Source organism: Aeromonas aquatilis, from assembly GCF_054052405.1.
Genome location: NZ_JBSTYP010000010.1, coordinates 46,370 through 69,925, shown reverse-complemented (window position 1 = coordinate 69,925; position 23,556 = coordinate 46,370). Strand labels below are relative to the sequence as shown.

Sequence of the window (23,556 nt, the reverse complement as noted above, 5' to 3'; positions counted from 1 at the left end):
GTTGTTACCGCAAGGAGCCCTCATGGCACTGGCACTGTTTGATCTGGACGAGACCCTGATTGCGGGGGATTCCGCCAGCCTCTGGCTGGAGTACATGGTGGCCGAGGAGCTGGCCCCCGCCAGCATGATCGCCGAGGAGCAGGCCATGATGTCCCTCTACCATCAGGGCAAGATGGATATGCACCAGTACATGGCCTTCACCCTGCAACCGCTGGCGGGCAAGACGCGTCAGTGGCTCGACTCGCTCTGCACCCGCTTTGCCGAGCAGGTACTGCGCGAGCGCCTCTACCCCGAGGGGTTGGCGCGCATCGAATGGCATCGGGAGCGGGGCGACGACCTGGTGCTCATCTCCGCCTCTGGTGAGCATCTGGTCGCCCCCATGGCGAAGATGTTGGGGATGGATCACTGCGTCGCCATTTTGCTCGATGAGGAGGAGGGGATGCTGACCGGCCAGACTCGCGGCACCCTCAGCTTTCGCGAGGGCAAGGTAGCCCGCATCAACCAGCTGTTTGCAGGCAGGGACCACCTCTGGCAGGGTAGCTTTGGCTACAGCGACTCTCACAACGATCTGCCCATGCTGCGGGCAGTGAGCCATCCCCATGCGGTCAATCCGGCCCCCGCGCTGCGTCAGCAGGCCGAGGAGCTGGGCTGGCCGGTGTGGGAGTGGCAGCGCTGAGTTATCGCGCGAAAAAGGGATAGAAAAGAGCGAGATAAAAAAGAGAGAGGCGATGGCCTCTCTCTTTATTTTTGTGTCGCCGATGGGGATTACCCATTCCACTTAATGGGCATGCCGTCGAGTCTTATCGAGGTGAGGATGGGGCTCCTCGTCCATCTGGTCACTGACACTGCGTTGGGTGAAGCAGATACGGTTTTTACCCTCCCGCTTGGCCTGATAGACCCCCTTGTCGGCCAGCTCCACCAGCTCTTTGGCCGATAGCCCCGAGTGACTAATGGCCGCGCCGCCACTGATGGTGACGGTGAGACCTTGCTCGCGCCATTCCAGTTTTTCGACCGCATTACGGAATGCCTCCAGCAGCACGACTATTTCGCTCATCTGGGTATCGAGCCGGAAGATCAGGACCAGCTCCTCACCGCCGTAGCGGCAGAACCAGCCCCACTGGTCAAACAGTTGCATCCCCAGCTTGCTCACCCGCTTGAGCACCACATCCCCCGCCTGATGGCCGTAGGTATCGTTAACGCGCTTGAAATCGTCGAGATCGAACATCACCACCCCGAAAGGGGCGCCGCTGACCAGTTGTTGTTGCAGGCACTCGTCGAAGAAGCGGCGGTTGTAGAGCCCGGTGAGCTGGTCCTGGTGGGCTTGCTGGCGCACGTCTGCCACCAGTTTGCCCGCCGCCTCCATCTCGGCATAGATGGTGGATAGTTCACTCATCTGGTGTTCCGGATCGTGGTGATCCCCCTTGATACTGGCCCGGATCAGGCTGCTGATCTCTTTCAGCATGCGGGTGAAATAGCGTGACCAGCGCAAGGCCAGCAGCAGGTAGAGGATGGAGGCGAGCGCTATCATACCGAGGACGTTAAGGGTGACGCTATCGACCACCTGATGGAGACTGGCGGTCGGGGTCACACTCAGCAGGATCCAGCGTTGCTGCGGGATCCTGTGGTAGGCCACCATGCTGCCGCTCTTGTTGTCCAGAAAAAAGCCCTGCTCATCAGGCATCCTGCTTAGCCATTCGGGATGGGGCAGCGGTTTGAACAGTTGTTTCGGATCGGGATGTGCCAGCTGGATACCCTCATGAGTGAGTAGCAGTTGGTAGCCCTGTTCGCCATGTTCATCTAGCTGGTGGGCATGATTGAGCCAGCTGGAGAGGGGCGCCAGCTGGGTGTCCATGGATAACACCCCGACCCGCTTGCCGGCAGGATCCTCAATTACCCGGGCCAGCGCCATGGTGAGGGTACCCAAGGTGTAATCATAGTAGGGCTCGACCCAGACCATCTTGCCGGGATGCTCTGCGGCCAGCCGGTACCAGGGGCGTGTTCTGGGATCGAACGCGGCATCAGCCTGCCAGGCGGGGTGGATTAGCATCTGGCGCTGCTCGGTACCGACGTAGACATAATCGAGGTCCATCACCTTGCGGTAGGCCTGCCACTGCTGCAGATAGTGTTCGCCGTTGCGGATCGCCTGGCCACTGAAGTCCTGATAATTTACCTGCTGATAAATGAGCGTAAACTGGCGTTCCAGATTCTTGAGATAGGGCTCCAGCAGGGTATGGAAGAACTGGTTATTGCGGGCAATAAGATTGTTCTCCTGCTCACGGTGCAAGGTGCGCTCCATATGCAGGTAGTAGACGGTGCCCAGCAGCAGTACGGGAATGAACAGAAAGACTAAACCCAGTCGCATTCTGGTTGTCAGGGACCAGGTTTTTCTGGGGGGGCTGGGAGGCATGACCAAATCCTTTTCGTCTCGAGTGACACCAGCATATATGATGCCCCATAGCGTGTCTAAAGGCAGAAAATGAGATTTTTCCGATGCTGAACCCCACTCTGCTCTTAATGGCTCACTACGGCAGCATAGCGGTGCTGCTGCTGGCCCTCTGTATCGAATATCTGATCTTTCGTCGCGGCCTGAATATGTTGCGGGTGCGCCGTCTGCTGCTGGCGGATGGCATCGCGGCGCTGGCGCTCCTCTCCATCTTTGCCACCGGTTGCCTGCTGGCACTCGAACACGCCAGCTCGGTGGCGGAGATCTTTGCCCATCCGGCCTACGGCCTCAAAATGGGGCTGTTTCTGCTGATGGTCGGCACCCTCGACTACCCCAGTCGCCTCTTCTATCGCTGGCGTCGCGCCCTGCGTCTGGGCAAGGCACCGATGATCTCCAGCCAGCAGTATGTCTGGGTGATGTGGATCCTGCGGGGCAATCTGCTACTGATTGCCCTGTTGGCCGTGTTCACCAAGCCCTCGCTGCTGTAACACTCGCGGTGCTCAAAAGCCGTGCGATGCAGAACGTAGAGAGCGAAGACAAAGAGTGGAGACAAGAGGATAGGGAGGCGGGTATCTTGGATCGGATAACCCGTCACGCGCCGATTTAAGGAAGAATCGCCATGCGCTCCAATCTGATGTTGCTGATGGCTGCCACCATCTGGGGTATGGGCTTTGTCGCCCAGCGCCTCGGGATGGATCACATGGGGCCCTATACCTTCAATGGCCTGCGCTTTCTGCTCGGCGCCCTCTCCCTGCTGCCGCTGCTCTGGTGGCTCAAATCCCGACAACCTGTTGCCGTTGCGGGCGACCATCGTCAGCTGCTGATCGGTGGTGTGCTGGCCGGGTTGGTGCTGTTCTGTGCCGCCTCCCTGCAGCAGGTGGGGCTTCTCTATACCACTGCCGCCAAGGCCGGTTTCATCACCGGGCTCTACATCATTCTGGTGCCGGTACTGGGGCTACTGCTGCGTCACAAGAGCGGCCTCAATACCTGGATCGGCGCCGTCATCGCGCTGGCCGGTCTCTATGTGTTGAGCGTCACCGACGAGTTCACCATCGGCTTTGGCGATCTGTTGCAGGTGGTCGGCGCCCTCTTCTGGGCCGTTCACCTGCTGCTGGTGGATCACTACTCCAACCGGGTTGCTCCCATCAAGCTGGCCGGGGTGCAGTTTGTGGTCTGCGGCCTGCTCAGCCTCGCCACCGCTTTTGTCATCGAAACCCCGACCGTGGCTGGCGCAGTAGCCGGTTGGCAGGCGCTGCTCTATGCCGGGCTGGTCTCGGTCGGGGTCGGTTATACCCTGCAGGTGGTGGGGCAGCGGGGTGCTCATCCGGCCCACGCTGCCATCATCCTCAGTCTGGAGACCGTCTTTGCCGCCGTGGGTGGCGTGTTGCTGTTGGGTGAGACGCTGGATGAGCGCGCCATTGCCGGTTGCGCCCTGATGCTGGCGGGGATGCTCATTTCTCAGATCCGGCTGCGCTGGTGGTGGAAGTCGCGCCGGGACAAGGTGCCTGCGACCAAGTAAACCGCGCTCGCTGCATAACAAAAACGCCCCGACTGTCGGGGCGTTTTGCATGATGGCTGTTCGGTCAGGGGCGCTGATCCAGCTCGCGCTCCAGCTCTACCGCCTTCTGACGGGCCGGATGGGTATTGAGGCGTTCCCAGTAGGCTTGCAGATGCGGGAAGTGGGCCAGCTGACCGCTTTGCGCCAGCAGATCCACCAAGAAGGAGTTCATGATGTCGGCGCCGGAGAGGCGATCCCCCACCAGAAAATGGCGATTCGCCAGTACCTCATTGAGGTAGCCCAGCACCTTGGCACACTCCGCCTTGGCGTAGTCCGGCAGGAAGCGCATCGGGCTGCCATCCTTGCGCACGAACATGTCGAGCAGCAGCGGCAGAATGCCCGAGCTCTCGGCAAAGTGGAGCCACTGCAGATATTCGGGATACTCCGGGCTATCTTGAGCCGGTGCCAGCCGTTCCGGAGCGTGGCGGGCGATCAGGTACTCGGTGATGGCGCCCGATTCTGCCAGCACTCGGCCGTCGAACTCGATGACCGGCGACTTGCCGAGTGGATGGATGGCTTTTAGCTCGGGCGGTGCCAGAAAGGTGGTGGCATCGCGCTGATACGCCTTGATCTCATAGGGCTGGTCCAGCTCTTCGAGCAGCCAGATGATGCGTTGGGAGCGGGATTTGTTCAGGTGGTGCAGGACTATCATAACGACCTCGATTCGGTGGCAGGATGGGGTATACGAGCAAGCGAGGGGGGCGGTTCACCGATGGCTAAAAAAGAGCGGGCTGATGCCCGCTCCCTCGTTGACTGACTCAGGCCTCCAGCGCCTGATCCAGATCTGCCAGAATGTCTTCGATGGCCTCGATCCCGACCGACAGCCGGATCATCTCGGGTTTCACGCCAGCCTTGGCCTGCTCCTCCTCGCTCAGCTGGCGATGGGTGGTGGAGGCAGGATGGCAGGCCAGCGACTTGGCGTCGCCGATGTTGACCAGCCGCTTGAAGATCTTCAGCGCATCGTAGAAGCGCACGCCCGCTTCATAACCATCCTTCAGACCGAAGGAGAGGATGGCCGAGGGGCGACCGGCCATGTACTTCTCCGCCAGCAGATAGTGCGGGTGACCCGGCAGACCGGCGTAGCTGACCCAGGCTACCTTGGGGTGATGCTTGAGGTGGTTGGCGACCCGCAGGGCGTTGTCGACGTGGCGCTCCATGCGCAGGCTCAGGGTCTCCAGCCCCTGCAGCAGCAGGAAGGCGTTCATCGGCGCCAGCGCCGCGCCGGTATTGCGCAGCGGCACGGTACGCACCCGCCCGATAAAGGCAGCTGGGCCAAAGGCCTCGGTATAGACCACCCCGTGGTAGGAGGGCTCGGGTTTGGTCAGCTGGGGGAAGCGCTCGGCGTGATCCGCCCAGGGGAACTTGCCCGAGTCGACGATGACGCCACCCAGCGAGTTGCCGTGGCCGCCCACATATTTGGTCAGGCTGTGTACGACAATGTCGGCGCCGTGTTCGATGGGCTTGCAGAGCACCGGGGTGGCGACCGTGTTGTCGACGATGAGCGGCACGCCACGGGCGTGGGCCGCCTTGGCCAGTGCGGCCAGATCGACGATGTTGCCCGCCGGATTACCGATGCTTTCGCAGTAGACCGCCTTGGTCTTGTCGTCGATAAGGGCGGCGATGGCCTCGGCGCTGTCATCCTTGGCAAAGCGCACCTCGACCCCGAAACTCGGCAGCATGTGGGCGAACAAGGTGTAGGTGCCGCCATAGAGCTGAGGGGTGGAGACGATGTTGTCACCGGCGGCGGTCAGCGCCTGAATGGCGTAGGTGATGGCGGCGGAACCTGCCGAGACCACCAGCGCGGCGATGCCCCCTTCCAGCGCGGCCATCCGCTGCTCCAGCACATCGTTGGTGGGGTTCATGATGCGGGTGTAGATATTGCCCGGCACCGCCAGATTGAACAGATCCGCCCCGTGCTGGGCGCTCTCGAACTCGTAGGCCACCGTCTGGTAGATGGGCACGGCGACCGCTTTGGTGGTGGGGTCGTTGGAAAAGCCGTGGTGCAGGGCCAGGGTCGCATCTTTCATCACACACTCCTTGTTGGATGTTGCTTGTGGCAGTTATAGATGGATAGACGTCCAATCTATCAGGCCCGTGGCCGATGTAAACAGCAAGATCCGGCAAAGCAATGTCGCCCGCAGGGGATGCGCGTCCCGAGTGGTTGGCATGGCCCGCACTCAGAGGCGGCGGCGATACTCCTTGTCATCGATCTGGTTCATATCCCACTGCATCAGGCGGTTGAGCTGCTGCATGGGATCCTCGATGAGTGCCAGCGGGCGCGGCAGGATCCGCTTGAAGTAACGGCGCAAGGTCTGCTGGATCCGGTTCGGTTTGAGGGGATTGGCGTGGCTCATGATGGTGCTCCTGTGCGGTGGTTCTCACGTTCGCCAGCAGTATTGAGCTAAAATGCGGAAGTAAAAACTGATGACTTATAGCAACAGGATTTCCTCTTTTATGCCGACCGGTCGCCTCTACCAGCAATTTCAACGACTCGCCCAGCTGCTTGGCTGCGACGAGCGGGAGATCAGTCTCGCCGAGGTGGCGGAGCTGCTCTGCTGCACCCCGCGCAACGTCCGTCTGCTGCTGCGGCGGATGCAGGATCAGGGCTGGCTCAGCTGGTCGGCGGAAGCGGGGCGGGGGCGGCGCTCCCGGCTCACCCTGCTCGATAGTCAGGAGAGCCTGACCCGGCGCCGCTTGCGGGATCTGCTCAGTCAGGGCCAGCTGGCGCAGGCGGTGCGGCTGGCCGAAAATCGCCTTGATCTGCTCACTCCGTTGCTGATCGAACAGCTCGGTCAGGCCACCCGGGAAGGGCGCCAGATCCTGCGGGTGCCATACTACCGGCCGCTGCCGCAGTTGCTGCCCACTGGCCCGATGCGCCGCTCCGAAATTCACCTGAGCCGCCAGATCTTCAACGGCCTCACCCGGCGAAATGAGGAAAATGGGGAAATCGAAGGGGATCTGGCCCACCACTGGGAGTGTCTGGGCCCCTGTCACTGGCGTTTCTACCTGCGCCCGGCGGTACGTTTTCACCACGGCCGCGAGCTGGTGGTGGAAGATGTGATGGAGAGTCTGCTGGCCCTGCGGGATCGCCCGCTGTTTTCCCATCTGACTCGTCTGGAGAGCCCCTGGCCGCGCACGCTGGATCTCTATCTCGACAGCCCGGATCCCTGGCTGCCCCACCTGCTGGGCGAGCCGGTGGCAACCATCTTGCCGCGGGAGCTCAAGGGGGAGGCGGGCTTTGCCCTGCAACCGGTGGGCACCGGCCCCTACCGGGTGGCCGCCAACGATCCCCTGCATCTTTGCCTTGCGGCGTTTGACGACTACTTCGGCCTGCGCGCCCTGCTCGACGAGATCGATATCTGGATGCTGCCGGAGCTGGCGGAGCGGCTGGAGACACATCTGCAGCTGGGGCGCGACAGCCCTGAGCTCGGCACCATGCGCGGCGAATCGGAGCTGGAGTCGGGCTGCTACTTCCTGCTGCAGGACGATCGCTCCGGATCCTTGCAGGATCCCGCCCTGCGGCAGTGGCTCGGCCAACTGCTCAATCCGGTGGCTCTGATGGGGCGGGTCGCCCCCGAGTTGCAACGGGGCTGGACCAGCGCCCTTGGCCTGCTGCCCCACTGGCGCGAAGCGCTGCCCGCGCCCTTGCCCACACCGGCGCAGATGCCGACGACCTTGGTGCTTGCCTGCTTCAACCAGCATCTGGAGTTCAACGAGTGCGCTAACGCCATGAGCAGCCTGCTGGCCGAACAGGGGATCCGGCTGGAGGTGCGCACCCTCGATTACGGTCGCTGGGTGAGTGGCGAGGATGAAGACGTGGATCTCTGGCTCGGCACCCTCAACCTCGAACATGCCGGCCCCTTTGCCCCCTACGCCTGGTTGCAGGGCACCCCGTTGCTGCGCAAGGTGTGGGGCAGTCAGTATGAGTTGTGGCAGGGGTTGATGCAGTGGCGGGCCAGCGGTGAGGAGCCTGGCCCCCGCGCCCTGTTGGCAACAGTGCAGCAGCAGAGCTGGTTTGTGCCGCTGTTCCACCACTGGCTGGAGCTGGAGAGTCGGGTCGGCGTGCACGGGGTGCGGATGACAGCGCTCGGCTGGTTCGATTTTCGCAGCGCCTGGCTGCGGCCCGAGCCGCCCCATCAGCCCGCAGAGGCGCCATAGTTCGTCCAATTTCTGTCGCGGCCGATGGGCGCTCCGTGGCCGCTTGCGTGCAAGATCCGTAAATCGGCCGCTGCTGCACAGTTTGTGTCACGCCTCTGTGCCATGCTGTGTCAGGTTATGGACAGCAGAGCAAATGAGGAAAACGATGAGCAATAATTCAGACAGTTCCGCAGGAAAATGCCCGGTCATGCACGGGGGAACCACCTCCGTCGAGACGTCCAGAATGGAGTGGTGGCCGAAGAGCCTCAACCTCGACATTCTTCACCAACACGATACCAAGACCAATCCGCTGGGGGCCGGTTTCAACTATCGGGAAGCCTTGAAGGGGCTCGATATGGCGGCCCTCAAGCAGGATGTGACTGCCCTGATGACCGACAGTCAGGAGTGGTGGCCCGCCGACTGGGGCCACTACGGCGGCCTGATGATCCGCATGGCCTGGCACTCGGCCGGGACTTATCGCATCGCCGATGGTCGCGGCGGTGGCGGCAGTGGCAACCAGCGTTTCGCCCCCCTCAACTCCTGGCCGGATAACGCCAACCTCGACAAGGCCCGTCGCCTGCTGTGGCCCATCAAGAAGAAGTACGGCAACAAGATCAGCTGGGCCGATCTGATCATTCTGGCGGGCACCGTGGCCTATGAGTCCATGGGGCTCAAGACCTTCGGCTTCGCCTTTGGCCGCGAGGATATCTGGCATCCGGAGAAGGATATCTACTGGGGCTCAGAGAAGGAATGGCTGGTGCCCAGCGGCAAGCCGGGCGGTCGTTACTCCGGCGAGCGGGATCTGGAAAACCCGCTGGCGGCGGTGATGATGGGGCTTATCTACGTCAACCCGGAAGGGGTGGATGGCCAGCCCGATCCACTGAAAACCGCGCAGGATATGCGAGTCACCTTCGCCCGTATGGCGATGGATGACGAAGAGACGGTGGCGTTGACCGCTGGTGGACACACTGTCGGCAAGGCTCACGGCAACGGCGATGCCAAACAGCTTGGGCCCGAGCCGGAAGGGGCCAGCCTCGAGGAGCAGGGGCTCGGCTGGATCAATCACCACAGCCGCGGCATCGGCCGCAACACAGTGACCAGCGGCATCGAGGGGGCCTGGACCACCCACCCGACCCAATGGGACAACGGCTACTTCGAGCTGCTGTTCAAGTACGACTGGTGGTTGCAAAAATCTCCGGCGGGGGCCCATCAGTGGGAACCGATCAATATCGCCGAAGAGGATATGCCGGTGGATGTGGAGGACCCGTCGATCCGCTGCAAACCCATGATGACGGATGCCGATATGGCGCTCAAATTCGACCCCGAGTATCGCAAGATTGCCGAGCGCTTCCGCGATGATCCGGCGGCCTTCTCCGACGCCTTCGCCCGCGCCTGGTTCAAGCTGACCCACAGGGATATGGGGCCGAAGAGCCGCTATGTCGGCCCCTATGTGCCGACAGAAGATCTGATCTGGCAGGATCCGGTGCCAGCCGGACGTGCCGATTATGATGTGGCGGCGGTGAAGGGCAGGATCGCCGCCAGCGGCCTCTCCATCAGCGAGCGGGTGAGTACCGCCTGGGATAGCGCCCGTACCTTCCGAGGCTCCGACAAGCGGGGCGGTGCCAACGGCGCCCGCATCCGGCTGGCGCCGCAGAAGGATTGGCCGGGCAACGAACCGGCGAAGTTGGCGAAGGTGCTGGCGGTCTATGACAAGCTGGCGGCCGAGTGTGGCGTCAGCGTCGCGGATCTCATCGTGCTGGGGGGCAACCTCGCCATCGAGCAGGCAGCCCAGGCCGCCGGGGTGACGGTGAGCGTGCCGTTTGCGCCGGGCCGGGGGGACGCCACTCAGGCTCAGACCGATGTGGCCTCGTTCGAGGTGCTGGAGCCGCTGGCCGATGGCTTCCGCAACTGGCTGAAGCAGGACTATGTGGTGACGGCGGAGGAGCTGCTGCTGGATCGTGCCCAGCTGATGGGGCTCACCGCCTGTGAAATGACGGCGCTGGTCGGCGGGATGCGGGTGCTCGGCACCAACCACGGCGGTACCGGGCACGGGGTCTTTACCGATCGGGTCGGGGTACTCAGCAACGACTTCTTCGTCAACCTGACCGACATGGGCTACCAGTGGCTGCCGAAAGCGAGCAATCTCTACGAGATCCGCGATCGCCGCAGCGGCGCCCTGAAGTGGACGGCCACCCGGGTGGATCTGGTGTTCGGCTCCAACTCGGTGCTGCGCGCCTATGCCGAGGTCTATGCCCAGGATGACAACAAGGAGAAGTTTGTCTGTGACTTCATCACCGCCTGGAACAAGGTGATGAATGCGGATCGCTTCGATCTGCTCGGCTAACCCCCGAGCCGTTTGGTTATCTGAATCAGCCCCGCACAGCCAAGATGTGCGGGGCTTTTTACTGCCCGCTTTTCTGTGCAGCCCTACAATCCGCCGCGCTGCGACACCTGCTGGCCGGTATCGCAGGGCCGCTGGCATCCCTGTGCTTGGGCCAGCAGTATCATGTAACATGCTGATCCGCTGGTGATGCCCGGCAGCCACCCATTGGCCACTGATGTCCAATCAACAGGACAAGGACAGAACAAAGAGACAAGGAGTCAACCCATGCTGGAAATGCAGATCCAACCCCGCTTTCAGGAGACTGATGCCCTCGGCCATATCAACAATACGGTGCCGGCGGTCTGGTTCGAATCGGCGCGGGATCCCCTGTTCCGGATCTTCTCCCCAGATCTGGATGTGCATAACTGGCATCTGATCATCGCGGGCTACACGGTGCAGTTCAAACGGGAGCTGTTCTACGGCCAGCCGGTCACCATCAAGACCGGCGTACGCCGCATCGGCACCAGTTCTTTCACGGTCTGGCAGGAGGCCTGGCAGGGCGGCGAACTGGCCGTCACCGCCGAAACGACCCTGATCCATTTTGACTACCGGGCCCGCCAATCCCTGCCCCTGAGCGATGCTCACCGGGAAGGGCTGCGGGCCTGGCTGACAGAGAGTTAACCACGGGCCGGATGGTCCATCACAGGAGTGCTATGTACAACTCAATGCGCAACACAGCGATCGCGCTGACCCTGGGATTCTGCTCCCTCCCTTCTCTGGCCGCTTCTCTCGCCGAGCAGTTTACCCTGATGGAGAAGGGGGCCGAGAGCGCCCTCGATACCCGTCAATTCAGCCATGACGGCGTTGATATCAAGGCCTGGATCGATGGCGCCCCCGTCATCATCGCCGTGCCCATCATGAACGAGCTGGGCAAGCTGGGAGGGGAGAGCCGCTACTACTTCAAGGGCGGCAAGCTGTTCGGGGTCAAAGAGCCCGCCGCCCAGTTCGCCTTTGACGACAGCGGCAAGCTGATCCAATGGCTGGACGAGAAGGGCCAGCCCGCCGAGTTCGTCAGCAAGATGAGCATGCAGCAGCGTCAGGAGTGGCTCACCAAGCGAGCCGCCGAGCTGAGCAAGCTCTTTGCTCCCGGTGCGGCCGAACAGAAGGCGGCCAAGGGGGGCGTCAAGCTGAAGGGGGCGGATCTCGCTCACTGGCTCTGCAACGGCAAACTGATGGATCTCGCCCACGGCGACAAGGTGATCTTCGAGCAGGATAAGCTGAAGATTGGCGAGCAGGGGATCGAAGGAGAGGTCTCCCTGCGTCAGGATAAGGGGTGGCAGGAGCTGAGCCTCAAGTGCGAGGTGCAGGGCACTCAGGTAACCCGCCTCACCTGGCAGCCGCTGCCGGCGACCAACAAGCCGCAATAAGCGCAATAGCAAGGGGGCCCATCTCGGGCCCCCTTCTCATTCGGTGTGTGGCTCCCCCAGTTTGATCCGGGTGAGCGCCTCGACCCGGCGCCACTGTCCGGGCTCGAACCAGCGGGCCAGCAGCTCCTGCTGCTGTTCGGCCCGGGCCTCGTTCGGCAGTTGTCTGAGCTCGGCCAGAAAGCCGCTGAGCTGTTCCTCGAACCCTTGCCGGTTCTGCTCCAGCTGGCGCATCCGATCCACCGCTTCCGGCCCTCCCGTTTCCAGCAGCAGAGCCTCCCGTTTGGCTGGCTCCATCTGCGCCAGCTCTTGCAACTCCTCAAGCAGGCGGCTGTTGGCCTCCGCCTCGCGAAACCAGCCCGGTTGCTCCGCCAGCCAGAGATCCAGCTCGCTGGCCAGCTGCGACTTGTCGCTGTCTCTCGCTTCCGCCAGCGCCCTGCGGCGCAGGGTCAGCTGCTCCATCAGCCGATCTTCGGCAAACAGCTGGGCTTGCTCGGTCGGGGTAAAGCTCTGCTGGCGCAGCTGCTCTCGCTCGTCAAACAGGATCTGCAGGCTGGCGAGGGAGGTCTCGGTGGGCACTGTCAGGCTGCTCTGGGCGGAGACAAAGGTGCGATAGCGCGCCTGCAGGGCATCGGCGGCCTCCTGCTCGGGATCGTGCGGGTGGCTCTGTGCATGCTGGCTGGCTTGAGCGGGGGATGAGTCTGCCGTCGGTGCAGTGGGCCAGAGCAACACCCCGCCAAGCAGCAGGGTGATGGCGCAGGGCACGACGAGCAGGGTGGGTATCTTCATAGTCCCAGTTCCTTGAGGCGGTTGGCATGCTGGCGATAGAGGGTGACCGGATCGGTCTCGAACAAATGGTGGATGCCGAAGGACTGGTTCACTTCGTCCAGATGGTTCATCCGGTAGTCGGTGCCGATCACCTTGCCGAGGTGGCTGCTGCAGACCCCGACCAGTCCGTCATTGGGCTCCTTGAAGAAGGCGCCGGTCAGCGCCAGCGCAGGATCCACCGGATCCAGCAGATTGGTCAGGTTGCCGCGCCCGCTCCAGGAGAAGTAGTAGACGCCGTTGGTCGCCTGCATCGGCCCCTCGCCGCAATAGCGGCTGGGCAGCCCCTCCGGGTAGCGCTGGTTGAACTGGCTGGCACCCTTGCTGGTGAGGGCATCGAGGGCGGCGACCGGATCTTGCGGCAGCTGGCTCCCGCCCGAGAGCAGTGAAATCATGCCGGAGAGGGCGTGGGCCGCGGCGGCAGCCAGCTTCTCGGCGGCGCTGCCGGGGGCGGCATTAGCCCGCACCAGATCGGCAATCTCTGAGCCGTAGTTGACCCCGCCGACGCTGGTGGCGGAGGCGACCAGCTCTGGGGCGACCGAGGCAACATAGCGGATGGTAGGGCCGCCGTGGGAGTGGCCGATCAGGTTGACCTTCTCGGCGCCGGTGGCCGCCAGCAGCAGCTCAATTTGGGCGAGCAGTTGCTCCCCCCGTTGCTCCGAACTGGCGGTGGCTGACACCTGGGCCACGTAGACTTTGGCACCATCCCGGCTCAGGGCCTGGGGAATGCCGTAGAAGTAATCGACCCCGAGCAGCTTGTCGAAGCCGAACAGGCCGTGCACCAGCACTATGGGGTAGCGGGTCTGGGTGTATCCGCTGGCGTGTGCCAGCATGGGCAGGGTGCAGAGCAGCACCAGAAGCCATCTCTTCATCATCAGCATCCTTGTTGATTCGTGAGGAACAGATTGTGTGGCGTACTCCATGTTCGCCGGTGCCAGTATGGTAGCTGCTGACGGGAGAGGCTGTGAGGGGGATCGCAACTCGGGATTCAAAAGGGGTTCTGGGTGCGGGCGGGGAGGCTGTGCTCCCCGCCCTGCGGCTTATTGCCACGCCACCAGGTGATACTGCTTCTTGCCCCGGCGCAGCAGCAGGTAGCGGCCAAACAGCCGATCATCGGCATTCAGCTGCTCATCCTGCCTGACGGCGCCATTGAGGCTGATGGCGCCCGCTGCCAGCAGTTCGCGGGCGATGCGCCTGGAGTTCGCCAGACCGCAGCTGACCAGCAGGCTGACCAGATCCGTCTCGCCGCTGACGGTGCTGCTCGGCATGCCATCCTGCGCCAGCTGGGCCAGATCGCTCTCGCCGAGGCGGGTCACGTCGCCGCTAAACAGCAACTCGCTGATGCGCTGCACTGCCGCCAACGCCGCCTTGCCGTGTACCAGCTCGGTCAGCTCGTTCGCCAGCACCTGCTGGGCCTGCTTGCGCCCCTGCCGCTTCGCGTCTTCCGCCTCCAGTGCATCAATCTCGCTCAGCGACATAAAGCTGTAGTAGCGCAGGAAGCGGTAGACATCCTCATCCGCGGTGCCGAGCCAGAACTGGTAGAAGGCGTAAGGGGAGGTGAGCGCCGGATCGAGCCAGACCGTGCCCCCTTCGGTTTTGCCGAACTTGGTGCCGTCTGCCTTGGTGATAAGGGGCAGGGTCATGCCGTGTACCTGCGCCTGATGGAGGCGACGGGTGAGATCCATGCCGCTGGTGATATTGCCCCACTGGTCGTTGCCGCCAATCTGCAGGGTGCAGCCGAGCCGCTGGTGCAGCACCGCAAAGTCGTAGGATTGCAGCAGAGCGTAGGAGAACTCGGTGAACGAGATGCCCTGATCCGGACGGGCCAGCCGCTGGCGCACCGATTCCCGCGCCAGCATGGCATTGACCGAGAAGTGCTTGCCGATATCCCGCAGAAAATCGAGGGCGGACATCTGCCCCATCCAGTCGCCATTGTTGACCAGTTGCGGGGCCGACAGGCCCTCATCGGCGGGCAGCAGCGCCCTGATTTGGGCAGACAGGCTGGCGACCCAACCCTGCACGGTATCGGCACTGTTGAGGCTGCGCTCGGTCGCCTTGAAGCTGGGGTCGCCGATAAGGCCGGTTGCCCCGCCCACCAGCGCCACCGGGGTGTGCCCAGCCAGCTGGAAGCGGCGCAGCATCAAGAGCGGCACCAGATGACCGATATGCAGGCTGCCGGCGGTGGGATCGAACCCGCAATAGACGGTGCGCGGGGTGGCAAGATGATCGGCCAGGGCCGCCGGGTCGGAATTCAGGGCCACAAGGCCGCGCTCTGTCAGCTCATCGAGCAGGTGGGGGTTGATCATGGGTTCTCCTACAGCTGGGGAAAAGCCGTCATCCTCGCCGTTCTGGTTGGTGGCGGATATGTCCCCTGAGGGACAGTTTTGCCACTCTCGTGCTAGCATTCAGCCATAGCGGGGAATCGCTCCCCGTCACCGGAAACGTGCCACCATGACCCAGCCATTCACCACAGATGCCTTGACTCGCAGCATGACCGAGGTGGTCGATGCCCTGCACAGCAGCGCCTTTGCGGCGGCGCTGGTGCGGCTGATCCAGCAACAGGTGGCGTTTGATTGCGCCCTGCTGCTCGGGGTGGGGCAGCGCCCCGTCTACCTCTACGACAACCTCAACCATCAGCGGGCTCTGCTGTTTGATCGCTACCTCACCAGCCACTTCAGTCAGGATCCCTTTATGCAGGCGCTGGAACAGGGCTTGCCTGCCGGCGTCTGGACGCTGGCGCAGGTCTCTCAAGGGCGGCTCGATCCCGAATATCGCCACCACTTCTATCAGGCTACCGGCTGGCAGGAGGAGGTGGGACTGATCCTGCCGGTGCGGGACGGGCTGACGCTGATGTTGTTTCTGGGGCGACTCGACAAGCGCAGTACCCTCAGTCGTGACGAGCTGGCGAGGCTGGGGCAGCTGTTCCCGCTGGTACATTCGCTCTGTCGTCAGCAGTGGCGGCAGAGTCAGCCCCTGTTGGCACAGAGTACGGCGCTGCCAGACAGCGCCAGCCTCAAGAGCGCGGTGGAGCTGGCGATGGCGAGTGTCGGGGGCGATAGGCTTACCCGGCGCGAGCGGCAGGTGGCGGAGTTGCTGCTGCAGGGGCTGGATACCGAGGCGATTGCCGCGGAGCTCGGGATTGGCAGAGGTACGGTGAAGAATCACCGCAAGCATCTCTATGGCAAGCTGCGGCTCGGCTCGCGTGCCGAGCTGTTCAATCTATTTCTGAACCACCTCATTACAGCGCCGGTGGAGGCATCGCAGGCGTCATCGGCGGGAGATAGAGAGAGCCCGCCATAGGGCGGGCCGGAGCTATTCTAGGCGCGGGATGGGGGAATTGGTCTCGGGCAGGATACTGAGCAACTGGTAGCGCTTCATCAGCTGCTTGTATTCATCCCCCTGCCTGACCTTGTCCAGCGCCTGTTGCAGGCGGGCAACCTGCTGCTTGTCTGCCCTCAGATTGAAGGCGAAGCAGTTGTCCTGCTCTTCAAGAATCGCGACGGTGACAAAATCCTCGCTGGGAAAGCCCAGCGCCTTGACCTGATGGCGCAACATCACCTCGTTGCCCGCCACCAGATCGGTGCGGGCCATGATGAGCTGGCGTACCACTTGTTCCATCCGTTCCACCGCCATCATATTGCCCGGGCTGATCCCGCGGTTGAGCAGCAACTGCTCCCCCACATCCGCCTGCATCACGCCGATCTGCAGCTTGGCGAGATCCGCTTTGCTAGCCACTTTGGGGGCATCTGTCTTGCGGCCGACCAGTGACACCCGCGAGTGGCTGATGGGGCAGACCCAGAGGAAGTGGGGATCCCGCTCCTTGGTGTGAGCCGTGGTAAAGAGCACGGCCTCTTGCTGCTGGGTCAGCAGATACCAGCCGCGGGCCCAAGGCATGAAGTGAATAGGTTGCTCCGGCTCCCCCATTTCGCGCCACATCAGGCGCAGCAACTCGACTGCCAACCCCACAGGCTGGCCATTTTTATCCTGGCCATTGAGCGGCATATTCTGCTCCGAATAGTAGATAAGCGCGGGAGCCGGGAGCGCGATAAACAGAGCGAGAGACGCGAGAGCAGGGAGCAGACGACGCATGATGCACTCCTTGAGCGGGTAGTTACCTAACAGTCTATGTGGCCTTTTCCATAACGTCATGATCCGGTAGCGGGATAAAAAACAGGCCACCTTGCGGTGGCCTGTCGGTTTATTTCAGCAGGGCTTCCATCTCTGCTTCTGCCTTGGCGCGAGCCTTGGCTTCCACCGCTCTGGCGGCATCGGCAACGCTCTCTCCGGCCGTATGAGAGGCGGCACTGACGGCCTGCCGGGCTGGTTCGGCAACGGCCTTGGTTGCCTCTTGCGTCACGGTAGAGGTGGCACTACTGACGGCCTGTTTGGCAGGAACGGCAACAGTCTTGGTTGCCTCTTGCGTCGCGGTAGCGGCGGCACTGCTGACGGCTTGCTTGGCAGGAACGGCAACGGCCTTGGTGGCTTCCTGTGTCACGGCCGCCGCGGCGCTGCTGACGGCTTGTTTGGCAGGAGCTGCAACGGCCTTGGTGGCCTCTTGCGTTGCGGTCGCAGCGGCACTGCTGACGGCTTGTTTGGCAGGAGCTGCAACGGCCTTGGTGGCTTCTTGCGTCGCGGTCGCAGCAGCGCTGCTGACGGCTTGCTTGGCAGGAGCGGCAACGGCCTTGGTCGCTTCTTGCGTCACGGTGGCAGCTGCGCTGCTGGCTGCCTGTTTGGCAGGCGCGGTGACTGCGGTGGTCGCACTGTGAGTCAGGTCGGTCGCGCTCTGGCTCACCGCTTGGGTGGCCTGCCCTGTGGCGTTGGCGGCTGCGCCGCTGATAGCCTGACTTGCGCTGTTGGTCAGCGAGCCGGTGACGCCGCGGGTCACTGTGCCCAGCGCGCTGCCAAGGGAGAAGGGGGAGGTGCCACTCTGGCTAGTTGCCGCACCGGTCAGGGCATTGGCCGCCGGGGTGAGCTGGCTGGTGGGGGTCTGCCAGCTCTGCATGGCGGTTGGCCATGTCGGTGCCGTGCCCGCCAGATTTTCGCCGAAGGTCAGGGTGGTGCCATCCCCTTTTTGCAGCAATACAGACATCTGGTTGGTTTGCGAGTTCCACACCATCCCCGCCTGCTTGGCGATATCCGGCACCGGCGCATACTCGGAGACCACATAGAAAAGCGGCCCCTCCTGCTGTAACTTGTCGGCAGTCTTGAGCAACTGCATGGTGCTGTCGTAATTGGGGCCAAGGATGGCGGTCATCCGATCCTTGATCAGGGGTTGTTCGAACAGATTGACCTCGTTCGGGTCAAAGCCGACCAGCGGCTTGAGCAGGGCCCACATCAGCTGGCTGGTGGGGCTCATCATCAGCAATGGGGCAACGCAGGCGGACAACATCAGGCTCAGGCAGGCCGCCTGAAGCAACGGCATGATACGCATTGGGATAATATCCAAATAACGATTTGATAAATAAGGTTATATTTTGTCAGGACGTGACAAATTCACCGGAAGTTTGCGCGTGGCAGCGAGAGACTGCCCGCAGGCGCTGGCAGGCTACCATATTGGTTCCACAATGCCAGCAGGCAGTATGATTGTCAGTCAAGTAAACCCCGGGGCTGGTCGACTCTTCGAGAGTGCCTCCCATCGAAACAGGATCCCTCCCATGAAAAATGTACTGCTCTGCCTGCTGGCCTCCCTCTGGCTCGCCCCTGCTCTGGCCGCGTCCAAAACCACTGTGGTGGGCGAGTCTGCCAGTCCCGAGCTGGTGTTACCGCTGGGCTCATTGCCCGAGCGGGTCTGCTGGTTTGCGGATCAGAAATATTCCGAAGGGGCCCGCATTCTGCAGGGAGATATCTGGCTGGAGTGCGGCCCGCAGAACGACCTCGAGAGCAATGGCCCGTTGGCCTGGCGCTCTCCTGCGGTGGTGTTGCCTGCCACCCGGGGGGCGAAAGATCAGAAGACGATTTCCGTGGGTCAGTGAGGCTTTTCTTGATCCAGCTAAAGACATGGACGTGATCCCTGTCGCATAATGCAGCTCCTTTCTTCTCTTGGCTGGAACCTAAGAAATGGCTCGTCGCTCTTCCAATGCACAACGTCGTCGCAGTAGCTGGTGGTACAAACGCTTGTTGGCAAGAGAGCGGGAAGAGCGCGAAGCGCGTTCCGTCCGGGATTGATACAGCATTGAAAAACGGAGCCTCTGGTTCCGTTTTTGTTGTTGGCAATTTGCCGTCTGGTTATCTTGTCCACCCATCGCATACCCTGTTGCCCGATGCCATCGGCAACTATCCAGAGAGCTGAAACTGTGAGAGTCGACGTTGTCTCCTACAACCCCCAATGGCCAGCCTGCTTTGTAGCTGAAGAGGTTCAATTACGCAGTGCGCTGGATAACTGCTTGCTAGCTGTCCACCATATCGGCAGTACCTCTGTCGTCGGTTTGGCCGCCAAGCCCATCATCGACATCATGCTGGAGGTATCATCGCTGGAGCGGCTCGATGAGCAGAATGGTCAGCTGGAGGCGCTGGGCTATGAGGCGATGGGGGAGTGCGGGATTGCGCGCCGCCGCTATTTTCGCAAGGGGGGTGATGAGAGAACCCACCAGATCCACGCCTTCTTGCAAGGGGATGACCATGTGCATCGCCATCTGGCCTTTCGTGACTATCTAAGGGCCCACCCTGCGGTATGCCGGGAATACGCCGAGTTAAAGCAGGCGGTAGCCGCGAGCTGTCAGCACGATATCGAGCGCTACTGTGCGGGCAAGAATGCCTTTGTGAAAGAGCACGAGGCGAACGCGTTGCGGTGGCAGGCCGGGCAGGATCCTGCTCTCTGAGTGAGCTTGCTCGCAATAGAAAACGGGGGCTATCAGGCCCCCGTTTTGTTTTTGCAGATGTTGCCTGCTTGCGGCTTAGCGCTGCAAGGCGGCCAGTGCCAGTTCGACCCGTTTGGCGTACTCGGGGTCGGCTTGCTCGAAGTGCTTGAGCTGGGCCGCGACGATGGCGTCATCCTCCACATTGATAAGGGAGCGCGCCAGGTTGGCGGCGAGCCGCGAACGCTGCCCCTCGTCCATGATGCGGAACAGGTTGCCCGGCTGGCTGTAGTAGTCGCTGTCGTAGTCACGGAAGTCGTAGTGCAGGGCGGCCCCTTCCAGACTCAGCGCCGGTTCGTGCTGCTCGCTCGGCTGCTGGGTACCGAAACGGTTCGGCTGATAGTTGGGGCTGGCGCCGCCGTTGCTGTCCGCCCGCATGGCACCGTCACGATGGGCGCCGTGATGAAACGGGCAACGCGGGGCGTTGACCGGCAGCAGACCGTGGTTGACGCCGAGGCGATAGCGCTGGGTGTCACCGTAGGAGAAGAGCCGCCCTTGCAACATGCGATCCGGCGAGAAGCCGATTCCGGGCACCACGTTGGCCGGGGTAAAGGCGGCCTGCTCCACATGGGCGAAGTAGTTGTCCGGGTTCTGGTTAAGCTCCAGCACGCCCACCGGGATCAGCGGGTAGTCGCTGTGCGGCCACACCTTGGTGAGGTCGAACGGGTGGATATTGTAAGTCTGGGCTTCGGCCTCCGGCATCACCTGCACATAGACCTTCCAGCGCGGGAAGTCGCCCCGCTCGATAGCGTTGAACAGATCCGCCTGGCTGCTCTCCCGATCCTGTCCAACGACATTGGCAGCCTCTTCATCGGTGTAGAAGCTGTGGCCCTGCTCGGTCTTGAAGTGGAACTTGACCCAGAAGCGCTCATTGGCATCGTTGATAAAGCTGAAGGTGTGGCTGCCGTAGCCGTTCATCTCCCGCAGGCTCTTGGGGATGCCGCGATCGCTGAACAGTATGGTGACCTGATGCAGGGATTCCGGATGGCGTGACCAGAAGTCCCAGGCGGCGGTGGCGCTGCGCAGGTTGGTGCGCGGATCCCGCTTCTGGGTGTGGATGAAGTCAGGGAATTTCAGCGGGTCGCGGATGAAAAAGACCGGGGTGTTGTTGCCAACCAGATCCCAGTTGCCCTGCTCGGTATAGAACTTGAGGGCGAAGCCGCGCACGTCGCGCTCGGCATCGGCGGCGCCCTTCTCACCGGCCACGGTGGAGAAGCGCAGGAATACAGGAGTCTGCTTGCCGATGTCGCTGAACAGATCGGCCTTGCTGAACTGGCTGATGTCGTGGGTCACGGTAAAGGTGCCGTAGGCGCCCGAGCCCTTAGCGTGAACCACCCGCTCGGGAATGCGCTCGCGGTCGAAGTGGGCGAGTTTCTCCATCAACCAGATGTCTTGCATCAATACGGGGCCGCGGGGACCGGCGGTGAGGCTGTTGTTGTTGTCGACGACGGGGGCGCCGTTGGCGCTGTGCAGGGTCTTGTCAGTCATGGCTTCTCTCCTTGTTGATATGGGGTCAGCCTACGGATCTGCGCCGTGCTCGGCCAATGGGCCTTTCCTCGCTCTTTGATAGGCAAGACAAATGGGTGCGGGTAGGGGGTGTGTAACTGCGCCGGATATTGCATGATGGAGGCTTCGAGAAGGAGCCTCATATGCAGATTACTATCCGTCATGCCGAACCCACCGATGCCCCTGCCTTGCGGGATCTCTATGCCATGCCCAATGCCCAGGCGGGCACCTTGCAACTGCCTTTTCCGACCTTGGGGCTGTGGCAACAGCGGTTGGAACAGAGTGGTGTGGTGGCGCTGGTCGCCGAGGTCGACGGCCTGCTGGTAGGCCAGCTCTCGCTGCTGGTTGAGTCCAATCCGAGACGCAAGCATGTGGCCTGTATCGGTATGGGGGTACGGGATGACTGGGCAGGCAAAGGGGTGGGCTCTGCCCTGATGGCCGCGGCGCTGGATCTGGCCGATAACTGGCTCAACCTGCACCGGATTGAGCTGACCGTCTATACCGACAATGAGGCCGCGCAGGCGCTCTATCGCAAGTTCGGTTTCACTCAGGAGGGGCTGGCTCGTGACTATGCCTTCCGCCAGGGGCGCTATGTGGATGTGTTCTATATGGCCAGAGTCGCGGGGGGCGCCAGTCGCTAACGTTATGGTCGATTATCAGGCCAGATTGCGCCCGGTGATCCGGGCGCTTGAGCAGAATCCCGAGCTCTGCCTCAGTGAGGCGGCCAGCCTTGCGGCGCTCTCCAGCTATCACTTTCATCGGGTCTTTACCGCCGTCACTGGCGAAACCCCGGCCGAGATGCAGCGCCGCTTGCGGATGGAGCGGGCAGCTCGCTCTCTTTGCTACAGCCGGGATCCGGTGACCGAGATAGCCCTATCGGCCGGTTTTGCCAGCTCGCAGGCCTTTGCCAAGGCGTTTCGCAAGCAGTTTGCCATGACGCCGGGGGCACTGCGCCGCCAACCTTCACTGCTGCAACTGAGCAAGAATGGACACGCCGCCGCCCGCGGGGCTGGTTATGCTGAAAGCCGTTCCCATGAAAGGAGGCAACCGATGAAAACCGAACAGATGGCCCCGCGCACCCTTGCCTATATCCGGGTTACCGGCCCTTACGGCACAGGCTATGAGCCGGTGTGTGACCAGCTCTACCAGTGGTCGGCGGAACAGGGGTTGGCAGAGGCGGAGTGGATATTTATCTATCACGACAACCCCGAGATCACCGCCCCCCAGCAGTGCCGCACCGATATCTGCGTCACCGTGCCGGCGGGGACCAAAGGCAGTGGCTGTGTGGAGATCCAGTCATTGGCAGGGGGGCGTTATGCCCTGACACGGACAACCGTCACCGATCAGGCCCAATATCCTCTGCTCTGGCAGCAGCACATTGGTGACATAGTGGCTGCCGGTCATGAGCTTGATGACAGGCCCTGTTTCGAGCTCTATCACAGCTATGATCCGGTGACCAAGGTTGCGGATGTGAGCTTCTGCTCCAGCCTCAAGGGGTAGGGCGCAGAAGGGAAAACTGAGCGGTACATCATGTAGCGCAGAAACGAGAGAGCCGGACAGTGTCCGGCTCTTTTGCATCTGGCGGTTGGGCGGCGGTTAGCGCTGGAACCCCTTCTGGGCGAACTTGGGACGGGCGTTCATGATCTGCTCCACCTGCTCGTCGCTCATCTTGCCGCGCGACAGCCCCAGCACCTTGTAGGTGAGCAGTGGTCGGGCGGGCAGGGCGATCATCAGGGCTCGGATCTGGTTCTCGTCATCCTTCTCCCGGGTCGGCTTGCCGTAGGCGTAGGTGAGGACGCCGGCATCCATCAGGTTTTTGACGGCGGGTTCGGTGATCGGCAAGTTTATGACGCTTTTACGCTGCAGCACGAACTCGCGCAGCACCGCTTTCTCGTTGAAGTCGAGGAAGCCGATCATCTGGGCCAGCTGGTCCTGCTGACGGCGCGCCTGCCACTCTTCGCATGCCCACTCCCAGGCGATCAGGAAGCCCTGACTGCAGAAGTAGGAGATGGCGATCAGCATGCCGACTCCCAGCCAGGCCGCATGATCCGCAGCCCACTGGCTGACGGCCCCTTTCATCAGCCCGGCCGGAAACAGCAGAATGATGCTGCAGCAGAGCAACAACCAGACCATCAGCCAGTTGAGGCGGTTCAGTTGATAGAAATGTTGGATCCACCGTTTCATTGTTTATCCTTCCCAAACTGTTGTGGATAGTGAACTACCTACAGCAATCGGTGTGCCAACAGCGCAATGGCAGCGGGGAGGGGAGGCTGGCGAGGTTACATTCCCTTACAACTTATTGAATGAGTTGTCATTAATTTGCCTTGTGAGGCGGCGGTCGAGTTGGTAAAAAGTCCCCTCAGTCATTGGGGAGTAGCAACCCGCCCGCATTCCGGGCCGGGCCCATGTCAACACTCTTGGATCCTCGTATCCATGGCATGGGCGGCGATAGGCACTATCGCTCTGCAAGACCTTTGGCCTCGATA

Annotated in this window: 23 protein-coding genes and 1 riboswitch; of the genes, 12 read left to right on the top strand and 11 right to left on the bottom strand. The window is 62.1% G+C overall.

Annotated elements, in window-relative coordinates; genetic code table 11:
- The first annotated feature begins 22 nt into the window (after positions 1-22).
- Positions 23-676, top strand: coding sequence for an HAD family hydrolase (locus ACW5W8_RS05535; RefSeq protein ID WP_498626827.1), 654 nt, complete (start codon positions 23-25; stop codon positions 674-676).
- Positions 677-778: 102 nt separating this feature from the next.
- On the opposite strand, the gene ACW5W8_RS05530 is transcribed toward ACW5W8_RS05535, so the two are convergent.
- Complete coding sequence (locus ACW5W8_RS05530) at positions 779-2,407, bottom strand: sensor domain-containing diguanylate cyclase (protein ID WP_498626826.1); 1,629 nt, start codon at positions 2,405-2,407, stop codon at positions 779-781.
- 83 nt (positions 2,408-2,490) lie between these two features.
- Between ACW5W8_RS05530 and ACW5W8_RS05525 the strand changes: the two genes are divergently transcribed.
- The gene (locus tag ACW5W8_RS05525; protein WP_498626825.1) at positions 2,491-2,931 is read left to right on the top strand and encodes a DUF2214 family protein; all 441 of its coding nucleotides are present in this window, start codon (positions 2,491-2,493) and stop codon (positions 2,929-2,931) included.
- A 131-nt stretch (positions 2,932-3,062) separates the two neighbouring features.
- Positions 3,063-3,962 (top strand): DMT family transporter, encoded by a 900-nt coding sequence (locus ACW5W8_RS05520; RefSeq protein WP_058060036.1) that lies wholly within the window; start codon positions 3,063-3,065, stop codon positions 3,960-3,962.
- 64 nt (positions 3,963-4,026) lie between these two features.
- Here the strand turns inward: ACW5W8_RS05520 and ACW5W8_RS05515 are convergent, their stop codons facing one another.
- From ACW5W8_RS05515 to ACW5W8_RS05505, 3 genes are all read right to left on the bottom strand, one after another.
- On the bottom strand, positions 4,027-4,653 hold the full coding sequence (locus ACW5W8_RS05515) for a glutathione S-transferase family protein (protein ID WP_498626824.1): 627 nt from the start codon (positions 4,651-4,653) through the stop codon (positions 4,027-4,029).
- Between the two features lie 106 nt (positions 4,654-4,759).
- Positions 4,760-6,028 carry an O-acetylhomoserine aminocarboxypropyltransferase/cysteine synthase family protein gene (locus tag ACW5W8_RS05510; protein WP_042081222.1) on the bottom strand — a complete coding sequence of 423 codons (1,269 nt, stop codon included), beginning with the start codon at positions 6,026-6,028 and terminating at the stop codon, positions 4,760-4,762.
- A 150-nt stretch (positions 6,029-6,178) separates the two neighbouring features.
- Positions 6,179-6,355, bottom strand: coding sequence for a hypothetical protein (locus ACW5W8_RS05505; RefSeq protein WP_101323416.1), 177 nt, complete (start codon positions 6,353-6,355; stop codon positions 6,179-6,181).
- A 100-nt stretch (positions 6,356-6,455) separates the two neighbouring features.
- On the opposite strand from ACW5W8_RS05505, the gene sgrR reads away from it, so the two are divergent.
- The 4 genes from sgrR (at position 6,456) to ACW5W8_RS05485 (ending at position 11,888) form a co-directional block, all read left to right on the top strand.
- Complete coding sequence (gene sgrR / locus ACW5W8_RS05500) at positions 6,456-8,159, top strand: HTH-type transcriptional regulator SgrR (protein ID WP_498626822.1); 1,704 nt, start codon at positions 6,456-6,458, stop codon at positions 8,157-8,159.
- A gap of 145 nt (positions 8,160-8,304) precedes the next feature.
- Positions 8,305-10,482, top strand: coding sequence for a catalase/peroxidase HPI (gene katG / locus ACW5W8_RS05495; protein ID WP_498626821.1), 2,178 nt, complete (start codon positions 8,305-8,307; stop codon positions 10,480-10,482).
- A gap of 264 nt (positions 10,483-10,746) precedes the next feature.
- A complete protein-coding gene (locus tag ACW5W8_RS05490) occupies positions 10,747-11,142 on the top strand; it encodes an acyl-CoA thioesterase (RefSeq protein WP_005336457.1) in 396 nt (131 codons plus the stop codon).
- Between the two features lie 44 nt (positions 11,143-11,186).
- Entirely contained in the window at positions 11,187-11,888 is a 702-nt protein-coding gene (locus ACW5W8_RS05485; RefSeq protein ID WP_498626853.1) for a hypothetical protein, read from the top strand.
- A 36-nt stretch (positions 11,889-11,924) separates the two neighbouring features.
- Here the strand turns inward: ACW5W8_RS05485 and ACW5W8_RS05480 are convergent, their stop codons facing one another.
- The 3 genes from ACW5W8_RS05480 to tyrS form a co-directional block, all read right to left on the bottom strand.
- Complete coding sequence (locus tag ACW5W8_RS05480; RefSeq protein ID WP_498626819.1) at positions 11,925-12,674, bottom strand: lipase secretion chaperone; 750 nt, start codon at positions 12,672-12,674, stop codon at positions 11,925-11,927.
- Positions 12,671-13,582: a lipase family alpha/beta hydrolase gene (locus ACW5W8_RS05475; RefSeq protein ID WP_323927833.1), complete on the bottom strand. Its 912-nt coding sequence runs from the start codon at positions 13,580-13,582 to the stop codon at positions 12,671-12,673. Before ACW5W8_RS05475 ends, ACW5W8_RS05480 begins: the two co-directional genes overlap by 4 nt.
- Before the next feature lie 168 nt (positions 13,583-13,750).
- A complete protein-coding gene (tyrS, locus tag ACW5W8_RS05470) occupies positions 13,751-15,016 on the bottom strand; it encodes a tyrosine--tRNA ligase (RefSeq protein ID WP_498626817.1) in 1,266 nt (421 codons plus the stop codon).
- Positions 15,017-15,161: 145 nt separating this feature from the next.
- Here tyrS and ACW5W8_RS05465 point away from each other — a divergent pair, with 145 nt between their 5' ends.
- Positions 15,162-16,010: a helix-turn-helix transcriptional regulator gene (locus ACW5W8_RS05465; RefSeq protein WP_498626815.1), complete on the top strand. Its 849-nt coding sequence runs from the start codon at positions 15,162-15,164 to the stop codon at positions 16,008-16,010.
- Between the two features lie 12 nt (positions 16,011-16,022).
- Here the strand turns inward: ACW5W8_RS05465 and ACW5W8_RS05460 are convergent, their stop codons facing one another.
- A complete protein-coding gene (locus ACW5W8_RS05460; RefSeq protein WP_498626814.1) occupies positions 16,023-16,799 on the bottom strand; it encodes a substrate-binding periplasmic protein in 777 nt (258 codons plus the stop codon).
- Between the two features lie 109 nt (positions 16,800-16,908).
- Positions 16,909-18,141 (bottom strand): hypothetical protein, encoded by a 1,233-nt coding sequence (locus tag ACW5W8_RS05455; RefSeq protein ID WP_498626812.1) that lies wholly within the window; start codon positions 18,139-18,141, stop codon positions 16,909-16,911.
- Positions 18,142-18,364: 223 nt separating this feature from the next.
- Between ACW5W8_RS05455 and ACW5W8_RS05450 the strand changes: the two genes are divergently transcribed.
- Together ACW5W8_RS05450 and ACW5W8_RS05445 are read left to right on the top strand one after the other, a co-directional pair.
- Positions 18,365-18,682 (top strand): YnjH family protein, encoded by a 318-nt coding sequence (locus tag ACW5W8_RS05450; RefSeq protein WP_021231798.1) that lies wholly within the window; start codon positions 18,365-18,367, stop codon positions 18,680-18,682.
- A gap of 321 nt (positions 18,683-19,003) precedes the next feature.
- Complete coding sequence (locus ACW5W8_RS05445; protein ID WP_164535864.1) at positions 19,004-19,528, top strand: GrpB family protein; 525 nt, start codon at positions 19,004-19,006, stop codon at positions 19,526-19,528.
- 75 nt (positions 19,529-19,603) lie between these two features.
- Here ACW5W8_RS05445 and ACW5W8_RS05440 read toward each other — a convergent pair whose 3' ends face one another.
- Positions 19,604-21,052: a catalase gene (locus ACW5W8_RS05440; RefSeq protein ID WP_498626809.1), complete on the bottom strand. Its 1,449-nt coding sequence runs from the start codon at positions 21,050-21,052 to the stop codon at positions 19,604-19,606.
- 161 nt (positions 21,053-21,213) lie between these two features.
- Here ACW5W8_RS05440 and ACW5W8_RS05435 point away from each other — a divergent pair, with 161 nt between their 5' ends.
- Positions 21,214-21,711: a GNAT family N-acetyltransferase gene (locus tag ACW5W8_RS05435; RefSeq protein WP_498626807.1), complete on the top strand. Its 498-nt coding sequence runs from the start codon at positions 21,214-21,216 to the stop codon at positions 21,709-21,711.
- Between the two features lie 4 nt (positions 21,712-21,715).
- Positions 21,716-22,570: an AraC family transcriptional regulator gene (locus tag ACW5W8_RS05430; RefSeq protein WP_498626805.1), complete on the top strand. Its 855-nt coding sequence runs from the start codon at positions 21,716-21,718 to the stop codon at positions 22,568-22,570.
- A 96-nt stretch (positions 22,571-22,666) separates the two neighbouring features.
- On the opposite strand, the gene ACW5W8_RS05425 is transcribed toward ACW5W8_RS05430, so the two are convergent.
- Entirely contained in the window at positions 22,667-23,254 is a 588-nt protein-coding gene (locus ACW5W8_RS05425) for a superinfection exclusion B family protein (RefSeq protein WP_005336432.1), read from the bottom strand.
- 172 nt (positions 23,255-23,426) lie between these two features.
- Positions 23,427-23,534: riboswitch (yybP-ykoY riboswitch) on the top strand.
- The last annotated feature ends 22 nt before the right edge of the window (positions 23,535-23,556 follow it).